The sequence below is a fragment of the Pontibacillus sp. ABV4_188 genome, assembly GCF_056311905.1.
Genome location: NZ_CM149975.1, coordinates 709,495 through 730,087, shown reverse-complemented (window position 1 = coordinate 730,087; position 20,593 = coordinate 709,495). Strand labels below are relative to the sequence as shown.

17 protein-coding genes are annotated in these 20,593 nt (G+C 41.0%); 5 read left to right on the top strand and 12 right to left on the bottom strand.

Going from position 1 to position 20,593, the window contains the following annotated elements; all coding sequences use genetic code 11:
- Nucleotides 1-122: 122 nt before the first annotated feature.
- From ACYX4O_RS03675 to ACYX4O_RS03660, 4 genes are all read left to right on the top strand, one after another.
- Nucleotides 123-518 (top strand): hypothetical protein, encoded by a 396-nt coding sequence (locus ACYX4O_RS03675; RefSeq protein ID WP_476354676.1) that lies wholly within the window; start codon nucleotides 123-125, stop codon nucleotides 516-518.
- Nucleotides 519-532: 14 nt separating this feature from the next.
- Nucleotides 533-1,144 (top strand): gluconate 2-dehydrogenase subunit 3 family protein, encoded by a 612-nt coding sequence (locus tag ACYX4O_RS03670; protein ID WP_476354674.1) that lies wholly within the window; start codon nucleotides 533-535, stop codon nucleotides 1,142-1,144.
- Nucleotides 1,125-2,693, top strand: a complete 1,569-nt coding sequence (locus tag ACYX4O_RS03665; protein ID WP_476354672.1) for a GMC family oxidoreductase — start codon at nucleotides 1,125-1,127, stop codon at nucleotides 2,691-2,693. Before ACYX4O_RS03670 ends, ACYX4O_RS03665 begins: the two co-directional genes overlap by 20 nt.
- A gap of 65 nt (nucleotides 2,694-2,758) precedes the next feature.
- Nucleotides 2,759-3,364 carry a TetR/AcrR family transcriptional regulator gene (locus ACYX4O_RS03660; protein ID WP_476354670.1) on the top strand — a complete coding sequence of 202 codons (606 nt, stop codon included), beginning with the start codon at nucleotides 2,759-2,761 and terminating at the stop codon, nucleotides 3,362-3,364.
- A gap of 270 nt (nucleotides 3,365-3,634) precedes the next feature.
- On the opposite strand, the gene ACYX4O_RS03655 is transcribed toward ACYX4O_RS03660, so the two are convergent.
- From ACYX4O_RS03655 to ACYX4O_RS03600, 12 genes are all read right to left on the bottom strand, one after another.
- Entirely contained in the window at nucleotides 3,635-4,360 is a 726-nt protein-coding gene (locus ACYX4O_RS03655; protein WP_476354668.1) for an ABC transporter ATP-binding protein, read from the bottom strand.
- 18 nt (nucleotides 4,361-4,378) lie between these two features.
- Nucleotides 4,379-5,401 (bottom strand): ABC transporter permease, encoded by a 1,023-nt coding sequence (locus tag ACYX4O_RS03650; RefSeq protein WP_476354667.1) that lies wholly within the window; start codon nucleotides 5,399-5,401, stop codon nucleotides 4,379-4,381.
- Complete coding sequence (locus ACYX4O_RS03645) at nucleotides 5,370-6,584, bottom strand: ABC transporter permease (RefSeq protein WP_476354665.1); 1,215 nt, start codon at nucleotides 6,582-6,584, stop codon at nucleotides 5,370-5,372. The genes ACYX4O_RS03650 and ACYX4O_RS03645 overlap by 32 nt, the downstream gene beginning before the upstream one ends.
- A gap of 37 nt (nucleotides 6,585-6,621) precedes the next feature.
- Nucleotides 6,622-8,244 carry a hypothetical protein gene (locus ACYX4O_RS03640; RefSeq protein ID WP_476354663.1) on the bottom strand — a complete coding sequence of 541 codons (1,623 nt, stop codon included), beginning with the start codon at nucleotides 8,242-8,244 and terminating at the stop codon, nucleotides 6,622-6,624.
- Nucleotides 8,245-8,440: 196 nt separating this feature from the next.
- Nucleotides 8,441-8,818: a DUF1499 domain-containing protein gene (locus tag ACYX4O_RS03635; RefSeq protein WP_476354661.1), complete on the bottom strand. Its 378-nt coding sequence runs from the start codon at nucleotides 8,816-8,818 to the stop codon at nucleotides 8,441-8,443.
- Between the two features lie 171 nt (nucleotides 8,819-8,989).
- Nucleotides 8,990-10,363: an anti-sigma-I factor RsgI family protein gene (locus ACYX4O_RS03630; protein WP_476354659.1), complete on the bottom strand. Its 1,374-nt coding sequence runs from the start codon at nucleotides 10,361-10,363 to the stop codon at nucleotides 8,990-8,992.
- Nucleotides 10,360-11,100, bottom strand: coding sequence for an RNA polymerase sigma factor SigI (gene sigI, locus ACYX4O_RS03625; RefSeq protein WP_476354657.1), 741 nt, complete (start codon nucleotides 11,098-11,100; stop codon nucleotides 10,360-10,362). The genes ACYX4O_RS03630 and sigI overlap by 4 nt, the downstream gene beginning before the upstream one ends.
- A 661-nt stretch (nucleotides 11,101-11,761) precedes the next feature.
- On the bottom strand, nucleotides 11,762-12,535 hold the full coding sequence (locus ACYX4O_RS03620; protein WP_476354655.1) for a PRC-barrel domain-containing protein: 774 nt from the start codon (nucleotides 12,533-12,535) through the stop codon (nucleotides 11,762-11,764).
- A 70-nt stretch (nucleotides 12,536-12,605) separates the two neighbouring features.
- A complete protein-coding gene (locus ACYX4O_RS03615) occupies nucleotides 12,606-13,472 on the bottom strand; it encodes a S1C family serine protease (RefSeq protein ID WP_476354653.1) in 867 nt (288 codons plus the stop codon).
- A 120-nt stretch (nucleotides 13,473-13,592) separates the two neighbouring features.
- Nucleotides 13,593-15,626, bottom strand: coding sequence for an ABC transporter ATP-binding protein (locus ACYX4O_RS03610; RefSeq protein ID WP_476354651.1), 2,034 nt, complete (start codon nucleotides 15,624-15,626; stop codon nucleotides 13,593-13,595).
- Entirely contained in the window at nucleotides 15,623-17,374 is a 1,752-nt protein-coding gene (locus tag ACYX4O_RS03605; protein ID WP_476354649.1) for an ABC transporter ATP-binding protein, read from the bottom strand. Before ACYX4O_RS03605 ends, ACYX4O_RS03610 begins: the two co-directional genes overlap by 4 nt.
- 474 nt (nucleotides 17,375-17,848) lie before the next feature.
- Entirely contained in the window at nucleotides 17,849-18,907 is a 1,059-nt protein-coding gene (locus ACYX4O_RS03600) for a TIGR00341 family protein (protein ID WP_476354647.1), read from the bottom strand.
- A 167-nt stretch (nucleotides 18,908-19,074) separates the two neighbouring features.
- Between ACYX4O_RS03600 and ACYX4O_RS03595 the strand changes: the two genes are divergently transcribed.
- The gene (locus ACYX4O_RS03595; RefSeq protein ID WP_476354645.1) at nucleotides 19,075-20,586 is read left to right on the top strand and encodes a spore germination protein; all 1,512 of its coding nucleotides are present in this window, start codon (nucleotides 19,075-19,077) and stop codon (nucleotides 20,584-20,586) included.
- The last annotated feature ends 7 nt before the right edge of the window (nucleotides 20,587-20,593 follow it).

The window sequence follows — 20,593 nt, the reverse complement described above, 5'->3', positions numbered from 1 at the left end:
TCTGTCAAAAATTTCTCTCTTAACTATCGTAATGCTAAATCTCCCCTTCTGTCTAGGTGGACGATGTATAGCGTCCCCATATTTGCCAAAAATAGATGTAAATACATAGACGAGGTGACTGTATGTTAGAAAACTGGGATTCATGGACCTTGGGAAAAGTACTTACCCTCCTCCTGACGCTAGGTATATTAATGATTTGGGTGCAAATCACCGTTTATCACCACAGAGGTAAATTTCATAAATGGCAAATGTGGATCCCTGTTTTTGCCTTGCCATTCTTTGCTTTAACGAGTTTCCTTGTGGTTGTCTTCCCTTATTCATGGGCAGGATGGTTACAAACGATTATGTGTAGTCTGATTATAGGAGCAGGTCTGTATGGCGGTATTTTGCACATCAGAGCTATTGCAGGGCGAACGGGAGGGCTCCAGTATGAGAATCTGCAAGTTGGTCCTCCCTTTGTGCTTCCGTTTACAGTAGCGGCATTTGCTGTCATTCAACTATTCAATTTATGGTATTAAAGGAGTAAATGATTATGAACAAGCATCCAAAACGAACATATTACCCAACTTATGACGTTATGAGCGAAAAAAACGAATGGGACCTTGTTACCCAGCAGGTTCTATTCTCACGTATTCATCCATCAGAGGGTTCCATTCTAACGCCTGACATGAAGCGAACCTTGCAGGCTTTAGCTAAAACGTTATTTCCCTCACATCTTGGAGAACAAACCTTAAGCCTGACAATGGTACTCGATCAGAGATTAACCGCAAAGAAGCTTAAAGCCTTTCCGAAAGGAGCCACTCTCTCTAAGGAAACGATTATTTTAAAAGGGTTAACCTTTATGGAGCAAGAAGCCATAACCGAACATGGAAAAACCTTTTATCTACTAGATGAAAAGACAAGAAATGAGCTTGTAAGAAAATGGAGGGGGAGTGATGGGGATCCTTCTATTTGGGCTGAAGTGCATAGCGACTTATTCTTCTCGACGGTATCAGCGGAAATTGTAAAGATTATTTATTCAGATCCTGCGATTTGGTCTGATATCGGTTATGGAGGCCCTGCCTTCCCAAGGGGGTACTACGCGTTTGGCCCTCACCAGTTCGATGAGTGGGAGGCTAAGCCTCATGGCGAAAACCTCGTATGATGTTTGCATTATAGGTGCGGGAGCAGCAGGCTCTGTGATCGCAGCTCATTTAGCCAAAACAAACCTAAGCGTGGTTATGCTCGATGCAGGTCCTCACCGCGATCCTGAAAAAGATTTCGCAAGTGATGAGCTAGAAATGGAGAAACTGTTCTGGGATGAGCCAAGAGTAAGTGTTGGGCAAGACCCGCTCGACTTACACAGAAGTACATCTGGGAAAGGTGTAGGAGGAAGCGCGGTGCATTACACCGCTCAACTTTTACGTTTTCATAAAAGTGATTTTAAAACAAAGACAACAGAAGACATTGGAGAAGACTGGCCGATTTCATACGAAGACGTCCTTCCTTATTATGAACACATGACGAAACGCCTTTCCCTTTCCGGGCCAAATCGTTTCCCATGGCAGACCTTTGGCGTCCACTTCCCATACCCAGCTCATCACGACCTTTCAAATAACACATTAAAGTTTCGTGCAGGCTTAGAGAAGATCGGGATGCAACACGCCGTCTCCCCTCTTGCCATCCTATCAGCGCCACTTGAGGATAGACACCCTTGTATCAATCGAGGCTTTTGCGAGGAAGGATGTATGCCAAACGCAAAGACAACACCTTTGAACACGTTTATACCAGAAGCCATACAAGGTGGGGTTACCCTTTTGCCAGAAGCGACCGTTACATCTCTAGCTACTGATCCCTCAAAACGAGTAAAGACTGTCCACTATAGGTTGGATGGGCAGAAACATGAAATCGAAGCCAAAATCGTCGTTTTAGCAGCATATGCGATTGAGACACCGCGCCTTTTACTTCACTCAAAAAATGACGACTTTCCGAATGGTCTGGCGAATTCTTCAGGGCTTGTAGGAAAATACCTAATGACGAACACAAATGATCATATCATCGCTAAATTTCCTGAGGAGATCCGAATGTATCGAGGCAATCCCGTTCAAGCATTAACCATGGATCCCTATTTATGTGGTCAAGAGAATGGATTTAAGCGAGGATTCATCTTAAATTCTTACGGTATGAGACCTGTACGATTAGCTACACTGTTTCTAGAAAATGATGAAACATGTATCGGTGAGAATATGAGGATGAGAATGCTTGACTATAATCATTTCGCAAGCTTCGCGATGCTCGGGGAAGTGATTGCTCAGGCGAGTAATCAAGTTGCATTAACTGATGAGCTCGATGGTAATGGTATTCCCATTCCAAAAGTAACTTTCTCTTACCATGAAAATGATCTAATTATACGAGAACACGCTAAAGAAACATTAAAATCTATAGCTGAAGCAGCAGGTGGTGAACCCTTGTACCACCTTCGAGCACACGCGCACCTAATGGGCGGGTGTCGGATGGGGAGTGACCCTAAATCCTCTGTTGTAAATAGTTACGGACAAAGCCATGATATTGATAACTTGTTCATAACAGGAGCTCCTACATTTGTTACTGCTCCTTCCGCCAATCCCACCCTTACCATTTACAGCTTAGCTAAGCGCTCAGCTGAATACATTGAAACATTTGCAAAAAAAATCGGGGTTAATGGGATAAATTGATTTGAACTAAATGAATTGATTTGCTTCAAAACCCAAGGTATGATGGGAATGAAGAGGTGGAGCCAATGAATGGTTTTGAACGAAGAACAGAACTAAAGAAGAAGAAAATTTTAAATACAGCTTTTGAGCTGTTCTCTAAATATGGGGTTCAAAAAGTAAGTATCCAGGAGATTGCTAAGTCTGCCCAAGTGTCCCAAGTAACCATCTACAATTATTTCGGAAGCAAAGACCAACTTTTGCTTGAAGCCGTTAAATCATATGGTTTTGAACGCCTTAAGACATTTCAAGAATTAATAGACGACTCCTCTCTTTCTTTTGAAGATAAAATTCGCCATATCATAACATCGAAAACAACAGACATGTTGGATTTTGACCTTGATTTCGTGCAAACGCTGGTGTCAAACCAACCAGAAATAAAAGAATTTGCGAATGATTTTGCTCAAAACCACTCAATTCCTTTGTTCATGAAATTGATTGAACAAGGAAAAGAAGAAGGAGTAGTTAGTTCTTCTTTATCTGCGAATATGATAATGTTTTACATTAACATGTATAACCAAACCATGCGTAGCAACAGCGAATTTTTCCAAGACAAAGAAAGCACCCAACAATTCATAGAAGAATTGCTCCAATTATTTTTCTACGGTATTAGCGGGAAAGAAAATAGAGAGTGAACTGAACAGACCTCCCCCAATCAAACGAAAAAATTTCCACTCATGAAGTGGGCGCCACAAGCTCATATTAAGAGTACGCTTCGCATCACAAACGGAGCCATTCCATGAAGGCGTTCATTAAACATAAACCTTCATTCCAAATTCTGATTGCCACTCTTCAGTGCTGTAAGGGTTCTAGATGGTAAGCGATTGCTCATTACACAGAATTGAAGTACTGAAGCGGGCTCAAAAAAAGGCTGTCTTGTTTATAGCAAGACAGCCTTTCTGTATCTAAACATATTGGAGAATACGCGCGAGTTCGTGATCCTCACTATACGAATTCATTAATGTGGATTTCTCCTCTAACAAACGCCCTTCACTACCTTGGAAAACCGGCTTACCTAAAGCAAACACCAGATATTCATCACTTAATTGTTTTAACTCGTACCAATCATGGCTAATGTAGAGAAGCGTTTTCCCTTCCTGATGAAGCTTCAGAAGCCAGCCAATAATATCTTCTTTCGCAGCTAGGTCCACACCAGCTGTTGGTTCATCCAATAAACAAATAGAAGGGTTCTTTAACATTCCAACACAAATGTTCACCTTCCGCTTCCATCCCCCAGAAAGGCGGTCGATCCGCTGATCCCAAACTTCATCCAGGCGTAGCGTTTTGATCATTTCATTTAAGAACGCCTCATCCACTTCGACAGGCTCAATTTTTCTCCAAAATGATACCTGCTCCTTAACGGTAAGTTCTTCATAAAGGGCGATCTCTTGTGGCACGTATCCAATATTAGCTCGAACATGACGGATAGCCTTCTCATATGATTCACCAAAAAAAGATACCGTTCCTTTTGATGGCCTTTCTAACGAGGCAGCTATTTTCAAAAACGTAGATTTCCCTGCGCCATTTGGTCCAATGATACCTACAGCACTCCCTTCCTTCACGGTAAGGGAAAATGGGTTGAGGACATTTTTCCTCTTATATCGTTTCGATACGTCATGGAATTGAATCATCGTCCTCTCCTCCTCTCGTTATGGCTTATGAATGAACCAGCTATGAGGCCAAGCTAAAGTCCACCCAATGTCAGCAGTAGTTAGTGTAAAAGACCCTGTCGCTAGTGCAATAAATAGTACAATTGTCCACCTTCTCCGCCCTAGTCCCAAGAACAAGAACCACGTAATAACAAGCGTCGTTACTAACACAGCTACACCCCATCCACTCCATTCTGCACTGAATGGAAGTGACATAGAGGAGAAGAAGAATAACGTAATGGCTGCAGGAAGGAAGGTTCCAATACCTAATACAATCATGACCAGGAAATGCCCAGCAAAATAAGAAAAAGTAGCTTGCTGTGTAATTCTAATGCGCTGCACTAATCCCGCTTGCTCGTCTCTGATTATAGTTCTCAAGAACAAAATAGCCACAAGCCAAGCATAAAGAAAATACAACGCTAACGTAGCTCTTTGCCACGAAGCAAGGGGAACTGGTTCTTGAGCTACACCCTCAGAGGAGCCCATCTTGAAATCCATCTGAAACAAAGGTTCAGGCTCCCAAAATTGATCCGCATATTGAAACCCTTTTTCAAATGAAACAGAAGAGCTTTGTTCTAGCGTGTTCCCTGCTTTGGCATTTAACGAAATTCTCATTAATTCTGCCCCAATGGCTTCTTTCGCAAAGACATCAAGCGTTGATTCAATAGAACGAACCCAAGTAATGGTCTCGTCGACCTCTCCATTATAGAGCGTATCTTGAAATCCTTTTTTTATAATAAACGCAGCCTCAACTTGGCCTTTTTGGACACTTTCCACTGCCTCAGAGGAACTCATGGATAACACGTTTAGTCGCTCGGCTTCCTTTACTCGCCTCACTACGGTTGTAGAGTAAGAACTTTTATCCTCATCGACAATTGCCACTGGAACGGCCGTTTCTTCAGCCGCTTTTTGAAAGAATGGATAAGATAAGATTGTCACTAGTATTGGGAATAAGAAGATAAAAAGCGCGAAGCCAGGACGCTTCTTCCATTTATTTAGATGTAAAGACAGATACGTAAGCATCGCGCTTCTCCTTCCTGTACCCAGCGAATAGTGCTAGAGAGCTGAGGGCAAGTCCCCATAGGGCCAATCCTCTATATGGTATGCTTTCACGCTGCTCCACAAATGCCATGCGGAACACATCATAGGAAAACGCGAAAGGAGTTTCCTTTTGATAAAGCCAATCAGGCAAATAAATCTCAGGAACAAAAACCCCTGCACTAATCAATCCGATTATAGAAATGCTAGCCAATATAAGTGATCTGACACTGGAATGACCATTCAATCCATATAGGCAAGCAGCGAATCCAGATAACCATAACGCTACTAAGAACAACCCAAAGTGAAGTCCTAGTGAATAGTAAACAGGCAAGTCCATAAGTGCGATGATTCCCATACTAGCCTCTAACATAACGAAAAGAATGAGCCACCATTTAAGTTGTTTAACCACAACCTGATGCATAAAGGTGATGTTCACCATCCTCCACCTTCTACTCATAGAGGTTGAATGGGTGTCACCATCTAATACTTGATATAAGATGGTGAAGAACACGATAAAGATGAAGACTATAGCGATGATCGCATGAGTCTTCCACCCCACGCTTGCTCCGCTAATCACCTTTTCTTCTTCAAAAGCTTCATTCCGGTCTAAAGCAAAAAGCGTAAATGTCACGATCGCTTCTTGCAGCTTCTGATTTCGTTCGTCTTCTGGTAATTGTTTAATATGTAAATCATATACCGCGTTTACGGCACTTTGAGATGCAGAGATGTACTTGGCGCCACTTTCAAGCAGAACAGTCAACATCGTTGAATCAAGAGGCTTATCTTGATTTGTCATAACGGCAATTGGTTCATTTTCCCCAACACGAAGACTCGTCGTGAATCCTTTTGGAATCGTCATAATCCCGGCAATGTCCCCACGCTCAAACGCTTCAAGTGCCTCTTTACTTGTCATAGGATCTAATTGGAGAGCGCGCTTCATCCGCTTCTCTTCTGATAATTGATTGATGAGTGATTTCGTTTCAAACGTCTGATCATGATCCACAATCGCAGCCTGAATCTGTTTCTCTTCATCTTGAAAAAAACTTTGGACACTTAAGAAGGCGATAAAAATAGTAGCAAGAGGAATAAAAAAAGATAAAAAAAGAGGGGCAGGCCGACGAACGGTTGCCCTCATTTCATATCTCCATAACGAGAACCCATTCATACGGTCTGCCTCCTTTAATACGGTTTAGTTTCACAATTTAAAAACCACCGAAACCACCAAAACCACCTAATAGTGAGCTAATATGATTTTGGAAGTTACGCTCGATCTCTTGCCCAATCTGCTGTAATTCTTGATCAGATTGATCCATTACACGTACTGTATTTCCTTCTTTCAACTCAGGGAACGATAAGTCATCAGAGAACGTGATGTTCTGTTCAACATTCAGTTCGATCTCAGCCGCCATATCTCCCATCATTGGATCGTTCATACCAAGGTTAAGACCATAATCGACCTTGCGATTAAAACTGTCTTCCCCTTCTTCAGTCGTCTTCATATTCACAAAACCAGAAATGCTTGGAACAGGTTGTTGATCAAACATATCACCAGATAGTTCAACATTAAAGTCCGTTTTAGAACCTTCTTCTGTAAGATCAGAATTTAAAACAAGAGTCATATCAAATGACTCAGAAGACATGTCTGAGTTCACACCAATTGTGTGGTCTATATGCATTCCATCTTTACTTGATTTTCCATCTTCTTTATAGCTAAGGGTGAACGCACCCTCTTCGTTCTCTGGCATAATCTTCATGTCTACACTGCTCGTATAGCGATCTTCATTCTCTTTACTATAATCACTTGTAATCTCCATCGACACTTTTTCTTCATTTTCTGGTTGAAGAGCCATGTTCCATGTTTGGTGAGCAACTAAATCGTCTTTAAGATACGCTTCAATCGTAATACCACCAGGAATTTTAATGGAATCAACATTTTCAATCGCTTTATTAATATCAGCTTTCATGTCTTCTCCAGATACAGAGTTTACCCCTTGCTGAAGAGCTGCTTGTTGATCAAGAATGTCCCAAATGCGCTCATCTTCTTTTAATTGCTCAAGAACAGCAACAAGCATACCATGCGCTTCTTCTTCACTAATCTCAACGGTTACTTTATCGTATTTCTCTCCTTCATAAGTAGCACCTTCCTTAAGAGAGAACTGTTCTTCGTTTAGCTGTTTCCCTAAAGTCACTACATAATCTTGAAGGATTTCTTCTGCTTCTTCGGCTGTCAGCTGCGTTTTTGTATATTCCGCTAGGTTCGGAAGCTCATTAAGACCTTCACTTGATTCGCCCATGCGTTCTATAAATGCACCTAGTTCGTCATTACCAAGGGCAAAATACTGATCATATACAAAAGGTGCTTGTACAGCTGCAGTTTCTTCGTTTTGGTAAAAACTACCGTTAGCTATGCTATTTCCTTGCATCGTTAAATCAGCACTTGCAAACGTTTCTTTTGATTCTGGGTTAATCTTTGAATTATACTCTAATTTCAGCGTGGAAAGAATTCCTTGGACCATCCCCATTTGAGGAAAAGCTTGTTGAATTTGTTGCCCATCTACTTTAAGATCCATTGTTACGTTTCCATCTGTTTCATAAGCTTCTTCTAGCTGACGGTCATAAATTTCCTCATTACTTCCTGTGTACTCTTCCATACGCTCCATCTGGTCTTCCATCGTGTTCTTCTGCGCTTTCATGTACATGGTCATCGGATTTGAATCTTGTAACATTCCGTATGCCGTAGCACCAAAAGCTCCAATTACGACAATTGTTAAGAGCGTAACAAGCCACTTGTTAACGCCTTTTTTCGCTTGCTGTTGATTGCTCATGTATCTCTCCCTTTCTGTCCTCTTGGTAAAAATGGTTGATAATAGTTTCTACGAATATATGAGGAAAAGGTTTCACAGATTCGTAGATAATGTAAAAGCCTTATTCATTATACTATTATGTAAATTACCAGGAAAACACCGTTACAGAAAAAAGAGAGAAAATAGGAAAAAAGCCTCTAAAATAGAGACTTTTCTGTTAACGATTATATAATGCTCGAATTTCTTCCATCCTCGAACGATTTTTGCCAAGATCTGAATACCCTACTCGCGAAGCCGAGCGAAAATGGACTACTTCCGCCGATCTATCAAGATAAAATTCAACATCATCCGTGAAACGCATGATCTTTGTTTTAAACGTTGCGTGAATGTAATCTTCTCTTTCTTCTTCTATTGAAACACGATCATACTCTTCTAGAATGGTTTTTAATGTAGCCTTTGTCTCCTCAAGCGTACCTTGGAAAGGAAGCGGCTCCATTTTTTTTGAAGCATCTTCCGCCTGAGTTGACACACAATTTGGTGAAGATGGGCACGAAGCTAATCTTCCGTCTTGAACTCCTAGTTTAGAATTAGACAAGATCCAACACTCCTTTTTTACTAGCATACCCAAATTCACACACGTTGCCTACTTTCTGATGGGCTCTCCTTCTAAATCTACTCGTACTAAAAAAAGACTTCTTCCAAGGCGTTCCCACTCCCCGCCTTAAAAGAAGTCCTTCTCATCTGTTCTTTTTCGTTCTATGTCCATCTATTTATCTTTTCCATTTCCATTACCGTTATTATTACTATTACCTTTTCCTTTACCATTCCCATTATTACTGCTATTGCCTTTTCCTTTACCGTTCCCATTATTATTGCTATTGCCTTTTCCTTTACCGTTCCCATTATTATTGCTATTGCCTTTTCCTTTACCGTTCCCATTATTACTGTGCTCTTTTTCACTTTTACCTTTAGCTTCATGCTTATCTTCTGATTCTTCGCTATTCAGTGAGTGATAAACCTCTAAGACCTGCTTCTTTATCCCAGTAGGTAATGAATTCCAGTCATTATAGGACTGAACTTTTTTCTGTAAACCAGGGTTTAGCTCTTGAATGATTTCTTGTTTTTTAGATGCAAGATCAGAAGGAAGAGCCACGCTTTTCCCAGGTGGATCTTCCTTTTGTTTGCCTTGTTTCGCCCATCCTTTTTCTTTACCAGCAGGATTTACCGGATCTGTAGAAGGGCTAGACGGTTCCATTTCATTCTTCGATTGAGGTTCTGGTTGTTGCTTAGGTTGTTGTTCTTCTTGTTCTTGTTTTTCGTCACTTGTTGAAGGTTCCGGTTCCTTTTTCTGGGGCGATTCTTCTTCAGATGATGAATCAGGTGCTTCTACTTGAGCATTATTATAATGGCTATTAAAAGCTTTGACTTCATTCTCGGACATCTGAACTGATAGATCACTCGTCATATTTTTGGAAGCGGATAATTGAAGCGATTGAGCAAACATCTCGTTCATGGATTTCCCATTACTTTCCGCTTGTTCACGAATCGATTTAGGGACAGCGAACGTCGCAATATTCATTCCAGTTACCGAATGATCTTGTAGATAGCGATCAATGGTTTGAAGAACGTTTTGATCTTGTCGAACCTTACTTTCATGACTGACTCCAATCATGACACTCTTTTTCTCGTTTATAAGACCAATCTCTTTGCCTGTTTCTATAACGGTAAACGTAACCTTTTCAACAGCTTTATTCTTCCAGTCCGTGACCTTCTCAACAATTAAGCTAGCATCATCATTAAGAGGCATCATCTCGATGACTTTCATCTTGTCGTTAACTTTCATCTCAATGCTTGGATTCATTTCAATATTGACATAAGCATACGCTCGATTTGAATCAATCCAAGAATAAAGAGGGAGAATCGCAATCAAGAGTGCTGCAACCATAGCGATAAAACGAACATTGGGTTTCATTAGATTAGGGAATAACTGACCAAGTTCCTTACGCTCTGGCAACGGCTCAAATGAAACTTCATCTCCTGGTTGGGAAGACTGGATAGCTTTAGCTTTGTGAAAAGTTCCTTCACTCGTCATTACGATGGTATATCGTCGGTGTTGTTCCATGACAACCCCTTTTTTCACAGGCCCACCCCCTTGATATAATCTTTCAAATATACGTAATCCTCATTTAAAATAATGAAAATGGCTAAAACAAACTTTCGGTTCCGTTCAAGTGTCTTCTTACTAACTTCCACTTCATTAATCAGTTGTTTCATAGGGAGTTTTCGTTTTTCAAGCACAAATTCTCTCATTTCTTCATGGTGATAAACTGTACGTGCCACGTGAATGGCTGATTCTCGTGCATCACGGTGCTTAGGTGCAACCTCTGTAAGTTCTTGAAATGAGAGTTTATACTCTTTCAACTTTTCACTGAAATCCTGTATTTCAATGCGACGGTACCAGCTTTCTGTTTCAGATTGGTAACGTTCCTTAGCAGCCTTTACTTCTTGAGGATTTTCCATTTGCTCATCATCTTCGTACTCTTGGTCCAAAGAGGCTACCACAGGATTGTTCCGATCATAACGAATATAGTCAATGACTTTACGCTTAACTACCAGCTTAGAAAAGGATAAAAACGAACTTCCTTTATCAGCTGAGTACGAATACATCGCTTCATTAAAAGCCATTAAACCAATACTAAATTCATCATCTTTTGTAGGATCTATATATCTTTTACATACTTCTGATACACTTTTGGCGATAAAAGGTTGATATTTTTTAATGAGATGGTTTTGAAGCTCTTCATCACCTTCTTGAACAAGAGCTACTTGCTCTTCTAGTGACCCATCCTTTTCCTTTTTCCACAGACGTCTGATCAACCCTCGTCACCTCCAGCTATTATAAATTTCGCTTTGGTCGATCTTTTTTTGGGTGTTTTCAAGATGTTTTTTTGCAGTTCTGTTACAAAAACATTTCACTATATGTCATATTAAAACCATGAATTTCCTATCATGGCGCGGGTTTAGCCTTAATCAATATGGGTATCATACAACATATTTCTACCTTTATCTACAGTAGATTCTAACCATATTCTTTCACCCCAACAGCGAGAGCGCAGCTGAACGTTTAGGAGAAAACTAGACTATTTTCCTTTATTACACATAAAACGAGCAATCAAATGATGGTGGAAAGGGGAGAGGAGTAGAGTGGGACCGTTACGTTTATTGAGTGATAGGGGGGGCTGGGGAACGACTCGCTTTCCGCAGGCGAGCTGTCGAGCCTCCTCACTCACTACGTTCGCTCCGGGGTCTCGTCGACCTCTTTCTCCTGCAGGAGTCTCCCCGTTCCCCAGCCCCCCCTTACCAAAAGTGGTAGAACGGCCCCATAAAACTCGCTCGTGGCAGGGATATTCATCCCCCCCTTATCCTCATTCTAAGCAAACGGAAGCATTCTCTCAGATTCGAGCTCTACGCATAAGGAGCTTATATGGAAAACAATAAAAACCCTCTAAGTCTTTATAAAGACTTAGAGGGTTTTCACTTATTGCCAGTATTTTGGTTTTTGGAACGCTTGGTAGATCTTCTCTTCCTCATTCCGTGTTACAGGTTGTTCTGGGTCGTATTCTGGTGCATCTTGAATTCGCTTATAATCGAGATCAACAGGAATGCTTTTCTTTCCCCAATCTATCGTTTCCATCCAATCTGGTGAAAGCAGAATTCGTTTTCCGCCTAGCTTTTCAACGGTTTTAACTACAACATAGCGAATACCCCATGACTGGTCTTCAATGATGAAATCTTCGATGAAGCCAACCCTTCCTTCATCAACAGCTTCTATTTGATAACCTGCTTCATCACCTTTTATTTCATTCATACTTCTAAGGTGATGATTGGGTTCTTCATTAAATTCATTTTCAGTTACAGTTGGTGTTTCTTGAGACAAGTCAGGTCCTACCATCTCTGGGGCTCCCGTTGTTCCCCATAAGGAGTCACCTTTCCAGTATGGGAACCAACCGTAATAATTCGCCATTTCTTGTTCTTTTTGTAGAGATACTGGTGCTTCTTCTTCAATTGTAGGAGAGTTACGTATCGATTCTTTATCATTATCCATATAAACTAGCTGATCTCCCACGTTGATTTCCTTTATGCCTGCAGGAGATAAGACAACTTTTCTTCCTGGGAGCCATTTTCGTGTATCGACGACCACGTAGCGAAGTGCCCATTTCTTATCGTCGAAGTACAGGTCCTTTATTTTCCCAAGTTCTCCGTCAGTAGCATCTAAGCGAAATTTCTCTAGTAAATTTCCTTTTAATAACACGCTTGTCACCTCTCTAGTAGTATCGACTTTCTACTATTTATGTACCACTAGAGGAGAAAGCTCAAACGATTCAGTCTTTTTTAGAAGGAAGGGAAATAGATTCATCTATATCTTGTATCTTTTCATGGAAATACGTAATGGGCACAGCCAATCCAACTTTCCCGTGCGAGTCATCTTTAATCGTCGCAAAGACTACAGCAATAACATCTCCATCTTCTGTGATTACAGGACTCCCACTGTTACCGTGATAAATAGGGGCCTCAAGCATAAGAACTTGCCGTTCCCAATCACTTAAGTCTCGATAGCCAATAACTTCTCCTTCATTCGCAATGCCATTAAAGCGCAGTGGATTTCCGATAAAAAACACATGCTCTCGTTTTTCAAATGTCGTTTCAGCAGCAAGGGGAAGATAAGGCAATGACTCACCATCATTCGGCTCTACCTTCAATAGCGCAAGGTCTACGTCCTCAAAAGTCTGAATCACTTCTCCTCCATACAGACCCTCATCTTCAAATGCGACTGTAATAGGCATCTCATTATCAATCACATGTTCATTCGTAATGACATATCCATCTTCAGAGATAGAAAATCCTGTCCCCTTAGATTGACCCGACTCAATCACAACAACCGATTTCTGGTACCGATCAATATCAGGGTTTGTCATAAGTTCAGCCGATTTCACAAGGAAATCAACGGCTGGAAGAGAGAACGTTCTGGGCAGAATACCAACAATGTTAATGGCCATCATTATAGCAATAAGCCAAAACGCCCACTTCGGAAAAGGTCGCTTTGGTTTCTCTTCTTCCTCCTGCTTCTCCCTTTGCTTCGCCCGTTCTTCATCTAATATCTCTTTCATTTCCTCATCATCTATGTCTTCATATAAATCGGCATCAATCATATCATCCGTATTATCTTTATTCTTATAATCCTCGTTCATACTCTGCCCCCTTTAACGAACTAAAGGGTGCCAGACACCATGCGTTACTTTAATGCATTAAAGTGTGTGTCTGTTCCCTCAAAAAAGAAGTAGACGCTTTGGCGCCTACTTCTTATTATGCTACGAAATGATTGCTTGTTCCAGTCTGCCTTGTTGCATTTGATACATTTGTTGATAAATTCCGTTATGTTTAAGCAACGTTTCGTGATCTCCTTGCTCCACAATACGGCCATGATCAAGCACAAGGATCTGGTCTGCTTGTTGAATCGTAGATAAGCGATGAGCGATTACTAGTGTCGTTCGCCCTTTCTTTAACACTTGCAAAGCGTTTTGAATCATGCTTTCTGTTTCTGTATCAATATTAGCCGTAGCTTCATCCAGTATGAGAATCGCTGGATCATAAGCCAAAGCTCTTGCAAAGGAAATAAGCTGACGCTCCCCGGCAGAGAGTGTGCTTCCTTTCTCTTTCACCGGTTCATCATATTGGTGAGGTAACTTCTCAATAAACGTGTCTGCCCCTACCGCTTTTAAAGCTTCAATTGCTTTTCCCCTTGATATAGAAGGATCCCCCATTGTCACATTCGATAGTAGGGTTCCAGTAAATAAGAAAGGATCTTGTAACACGATGCCCATATGACTGCGTACTTGCTGCCTGGATAATTGTCTTGTCTCCATGCCATCTATTGTAATGGATCCTTTTTGTGGATCGTAAAAACGGAATAAGAGATTCATAATAGAACTTTTTCCAGAACCCGTATGCCCGACAAACGCCACCGTTTCTCCCGAGTTCGCACGAAAGGTAATATTCTTCAATACGTAATCTTCCGCTTCATAAGCAAAACTAACGTCTTCAAACGTAATATTCCCTTTATAGCGTTCGATCGGAGCAGATTGAACAACTTCTCCATCATGGTCCATTAACTCAAACACTCTCGTCGCAGCCACTCGAGCTTGCTCAAGCTGGGCTAGTTGATTGACCACGTCAATAACAGGCTGAAACAAACGGTTAAGGTAATCTACAAACGCATATAACACACCTGCTGTCACAATCGAACCAACACCAAGCGAAGCTCCACCGAAATACCAGATAAACGCTACGAAAGCGAGATTTCGCAGTACATTAACTAGGTTAAAAGAAGTTAACGAATTTAACTTTAACAACTTCTTTTGATACGTGTAGTGCTTCTCATTCATTCGTTCAAACTCTTCAGTTACTTGCTTTTGACGACGGAATGCTTGAATGATTGGCATTCCTTGAATCGCTTCATTAATATTACCGTTTAGATCGCTAATCGTTGAACGAATGACTTGGTTGTACTTGCCGGCGTACGTCTTATACAACTTCATCCAAATGAACATGATCGGGATCAATAGTAAACAAAAGGAAGCTAGCTTTGGATCTAATAGAAATAAGGCAAAGTAAATTCCCGTCATGTAAATAGCGCTAGTTACAAATGTAGCCAGAACCTTTACATAAAGTTCTCGAATAGCCTCTGTATCATTCGTCACGCGAGCTACGATTTTCCCTGCTGGACGATTAATAAAATAATCAATCGGAACGCGCTGGATATGCGCAAATATATCATTTCGCATCCTTTTAATAATTTGATTGGAAGAGATCTGAAGCAAGTACGTCTGCCCATATTGAAACACAGCTGAAATCAACAATAACCCAACATACAATACAAGGAGCCAGGTGATCGCTAGTGTTTCAGGTTTGAAGAAGCCGTATAATTCTCCACGACTCATTTTAGTAGCCTCAGCCGTTATGGTATCATCACCTGTCGAAATGGTGATTGTGCCTTGTTCAACCGATTTTCTCCCCGAAGTTGGAACGTCAGATGGTATGAAATAATAGGACTTTCCTACTTGGAGGATCGTAGCCATCTTTCCTGTCTCATCTCCTGAATTTAGCCGATCTTCCCTCTTATAGAGTTCATCCTGATAGGGAACAACGTGGCGGTCGTTGTCCTCTTCAACCTGAACCCAGTTTGCCTCGATTCCTAATATGTGTTCATCTATTAAACGCTTGGCAATAAAAGGACCCGTCAATTCAAGTGCAACCGCTATGGCCAAACACAAAAGTCCAATTAGAATCGTCTTTTTACTCGTTAGCGCGTATTGAAACAACCGCTTCTCTGTCGAAGGCTTCACTGATCATCCACCTCCTCTTGATTCATCTGCTGTCTCGTAAACTGATCTTTATACCATCCACCTTGCTTCATGAGTTCTTCATGAGTACCACGCTCTGAAATACAGCCATCTTCAAGAACAATGATTTCATCAGCATGTTGGACACCCGACAAACGATGCGCCGCAATAAATGTCGTCTTATCCTTTCGTTCTTCTTTTAGATGTTGAATAATGTTCGCTTCCGTTTTGCCATCAACAGCCGACATAGAATCATCTAAAAGGAGAATCTCAGGATCCATAATCAAAGCTCTCGCCAAGGATACACGTTGTTTTTGCCCACCGGATAAGGTAACACCGCTCTCACCGACCTTTGTATCAAGTCCATTTGGAAGGTTATCGATATCTTTCTTCAAATAGGCGAGTTCAAGAATTCGTTCAATTTCCTCGTCTGATGCGTTGTCTTGGCCGAATTGGATATTCTCTCGTACCGTTTTGGAGAAAAGGATTTGATCCTGAGGAACATACCCGATCCAACCTCTTGAAGCTTCAAGTGATATTTCTTCAAGTGGTGTGCCAGCTACAGTTAAACGTCCTTCCATACCAGAATAATCACGCAACAACTGACGGAAAAGGGTCGTTTTCCCGGAACCTGTTTTTCCAACAACACCAATGGTAGAACCACGCTTCACCGTTAGATTAATATCTTGTAATTGATCACGATCTGTGTCCGGATAACGAAACGTAACATGATCGAAATGCACAACGGATGGCATCGGTACATGTTTAGGATGGCTTGGGTCTTTCACATCAGCTTCATACCCAAGAGTGTCATTGACACGGTCCAGGGAGGCATTCCCCCGTTGCATAACATTAATTAATTCTCCTACAGCAAACATTGGCCAAATCAACATCCCAAGGTAAACGTTAAAGGATACCAGTTGGCCAAGCGTAATAGCATTTTCAAATACAAGGTTAGCTCCATATCCGAGACCAATCGTATAAGAAAGTCCTACTAGAATTTTAATCGTAGGCTCAAACATCGCATCGATCTTGGCAACTTCCACGTTCTTCTCGTAAACATCGTGCGTCATTTTCTGGAACCGCTCTTCATCCTCCCTTTCCTGAACAAAGGCACGGATCACCCGCACACCTCTCACCGATTCCAATACGTTGTCATTCATATCTCCAAAGGCATCCTGTGCTTTCGTGAATCGTTCGTGAATCGTCTTGCCGTATCGATTCATCATTAAAGCCATAATAGGTAGCGGAAGTAAAGCTGCAAGTGTAAGCTTCCAACTAATCGTAAAGATCATTACGCCCACAATCATAATCATGAAAAAAGTTGAATCTACAAGTGTTAATATTCCAAACCCTGCTGTCATGGAAATCGCTTTTAAATCATTCGTAGACCGGGCCATCAAATCTCCCGTTCGGTATTTCCCGAAAAACGTTGGCGTCATAGCCAGGAAATGTTGCATTAAATTAGAACGTTTCTTCCGCTCTAAAATCATCGCTCCACCAAATAATAAAAAGCCCCAATAATACGAAACCACATAACTCACCACGAGAATGAGTACATACCAAACAATCAATTCTGTTAATTTCTCTCTAGTTAACGTTTCAAACTGAATCCCATCAATAGCAGCTCCGATTAATTTCGGAGGTAAAATATCGATAGCACTCACAAAGACTAATAAAATAATAGCAATTGAATATCTCATCCAATGTTCTTTAAAAAACCAATTTAATTTCCCTAAAACCGAAAACATCTATCCACCAACTTTCCCATTATTCGTTTGTTAGCCGCCTTCCATCTCCTGCTTTGATCCATACATACGAATGTTTATTTCCATAATGAACGCCTCCTCAATTTTTTATATAGATGAAGCAGACGAGCTGCTAAACCTCATTAAACACAAAAAAGCACATACGTTAGGCTCTTAACGTATGTGCTAAAGGCACAAAAAAAGAGGCTACGATCTTGTCGTAACCTCCAAACGTCTCAAAATGAACAAAAAGATACCTTAAGACCGGAATCTTTTACGAGAAGGATGAGGTCACGTAATTATTCATATTCATGGCAATCATAATTACAATTTTACGGTTGTTCATTTTGATGTGACCTCCCTTTCATAAATAGTGTTTAAAGTATATAATTTTCAAAATCTTAAGTCAATAACTTTCCACGATTTTCTTTTTTACTATATGAGTTTCTCTCAAGTTTATGACAGATTAAATGAAAATCACTGTAAAGGAACGCCCTCGCCAAGGAAGATGACCCCTACTAAAGAAGCGACAATAATGAGTACAAATACAATAGACAAAGATCTGGATACGTTAGCTCTCTGTACTTCTTTCCAACGCACAGGTCGAATGCCTGCTAAAGAAAAAACGATAACTGCTGACAGTAATATACACATAATATTGACCGTTACAAGCAGGAAGGAGCCATACGCCTCTCCCCATAATCCTTTTCCGATAGACATTCCAAGCGCAACATTAGGTGGTAATAAGGCAACCGCGACCATCACTCCAACTAAGTTTCCCGCTTTTCGGTTCAAGGTAGCAATGGCACCTGCTCCTCCAGCTGCGAGTGCTAAGAAGAAATCAGATCCTGTCACTCCAGTCCTAGAAGTATATTGAGAGGACTCGTCACTCATGTGAAAGATAAAATTGAAAAGAATGGCCATTACTACCACAATCGCTACTCCTACAAAAGAAGTTAAAGCTGCTTTCCCAAGCAATTTGTAATCTCCTAGAATAGCAGCGAAAGCAGTTGCAATAACCGGACCAATTAAGGGCGCAATGACCATCGATCCAATCACTACAGCATCACTGTCTTTAATGAACCCCATCGAACCCACTATGGCAGAGAAGAAGATCATCAGGGAATAATTCAAGGTTGTGACACTATTACGCTCTACAAATGATATAAGTTCTTGCCGGCTTGCTCGAAGAAGAATTTGCTTCTCTTCCTCATCCGCATCTTCTTGAGTGGTCTCTTCCTTACTGTCACTATTTAACGTTTCCCGTGATAGATACGTGCGAACAGGAATAAGCATCGTTTCAAATCCGTCTACAACATTGGAAACACTCTCTAAATAGTTTAAAATTTCTTCCACTTCATCCGAGTCTACTAAGATGCGAATAAGCATCCTTTCTTCTGACTCACTCGACACCCAATATGAAGTATGAGGATGTTCTTGTAATTTTTCATTGACCTTTTCGAAATGTTTATCCGGAACATATGCTTCAATTAATTGCAGGCTCATCGCGACCTCGCCCTTTTCTTCTAGATTCATTTTCGTTCCGTTAGTATCGGAGAAAATGAACATTCCTATGTACTTTTGGGACAAAATCCTACAACGCACCTTGTTGGAATCATAAAATAATCTTTTTTCTTAACACCTTATAAATTATGTAATTCTCCTTATACTAAAAAAAATGCTCGAGAAAAAGGAGGATCGAAATGCGCCGTTCTGTTCAGAAAAAGAAAAAAACGAGTGATCTATTTCCCTGTACCATTGAAGAGTTAAAGAATCAATTATCTACCATGCTACAGGATAGTCCGGACTTGAATTTCTCCACTTATACGCTCGGAGGAAAGCGAATCTTAGTCTTTTATTTCACGTATCAAATCAATAAAGAACAACTTCACAAAAGCATATTGGATACGCTTCTTGAAACGCAAGATAAGACATGGGACGCTCAGAAGATACAGAACGAAGTCCCTCTTGCTTCAAGCACCTTTCATGACACACTCATATCGGTCGCAAAAGAACTGATACAAGGCGGGGCTGGAATTTATGTAGAAGAAGACGTACAGCCGATTACGTACTACATCCCAGAACAAGCCAGACGTGCAGTATCACGGGCGGAAAACGAATCGCTCGTACTAGGTCCTCAAATTGCTTTCACAGAATCTATGGTAACCAATTTAAATATAGTTAGATGGCGGTTAGACACTCCAGAATTTAAAACAGAAAAATTAATTATAGGGAGCGAAATTCCTTCTGAAATCCGCATTGTGTATTTAAAAAATATCGCCAATGAAGATCTGGTAAACACCGTACGACAACGGCTCGAAGACCTAGATATTAATGATGTCATGGACAGCAACGTACTAGCACAGTTAATTGAAGATCGATCTACGAGCATCTTCCCACAGCTTTTAACGACAGAACTGCCAGATCGGTTCTGCAACTCGATCATTAACGGAAAAGTTGGAATTATGGTAGATAAAAGTCCTACCGTTCTCATAACACCTGCAACTTTATTCAGTTTTTTAGAATCAACAGAAGATATTTATTTCAGATGGAATATCGGTACATTTCTTCGTATTATGCGTCTAGTAGCTATGTTCTTATCGATCTTATTAACACCTGCTTATGTAGCTGCTCTGTCGTTTCACGTGGAAGTCGTTCCTTCCCCCCTTCTTGTCTCATTAGGACAGTCGAGAGCCAACGTGCCTTTCCCCCCTGTTTTTGAAGCCTTGCTTCTAGAACTGTTAATCGAGTTGCTCCGCGAGGCAGGAGCACGATTACCAACAAAGGTAGGGCAAACGATGGGGATCGTGGGAGGTATTGTACTAGGTCAGGCGGCTGTTAAAGCAGGATTCACGAGTAATATTCTTATTATCGTCGTGGCATTAAGTGCACTCGCTTCATTCACAGCACCTAGTTATATGATGGGGGGAGCTATACGAGTCATTCGTTTTCCGATGATTATCTTATCTGGATTGTGGGGGCTTCTAGGGATTTTCCTTGGTTTATCGTTCTTAATCATTCATTTACTCAAAGTGTCATCACTTGGTACGCCATACTTAGCGCCTCTTTATCCGTTTCATTTTGCAGATCTTGATAATTCCATTGTTCGCCTACCTTGGTCAAGGGCAAATAAACGTCCAACGGTAAATGAAACGAAAAAACCTGTAAAATTCTCACAAAAGGAAGCCAAGAAGAAAAGAGATATTGATGAGTAGGGATGCA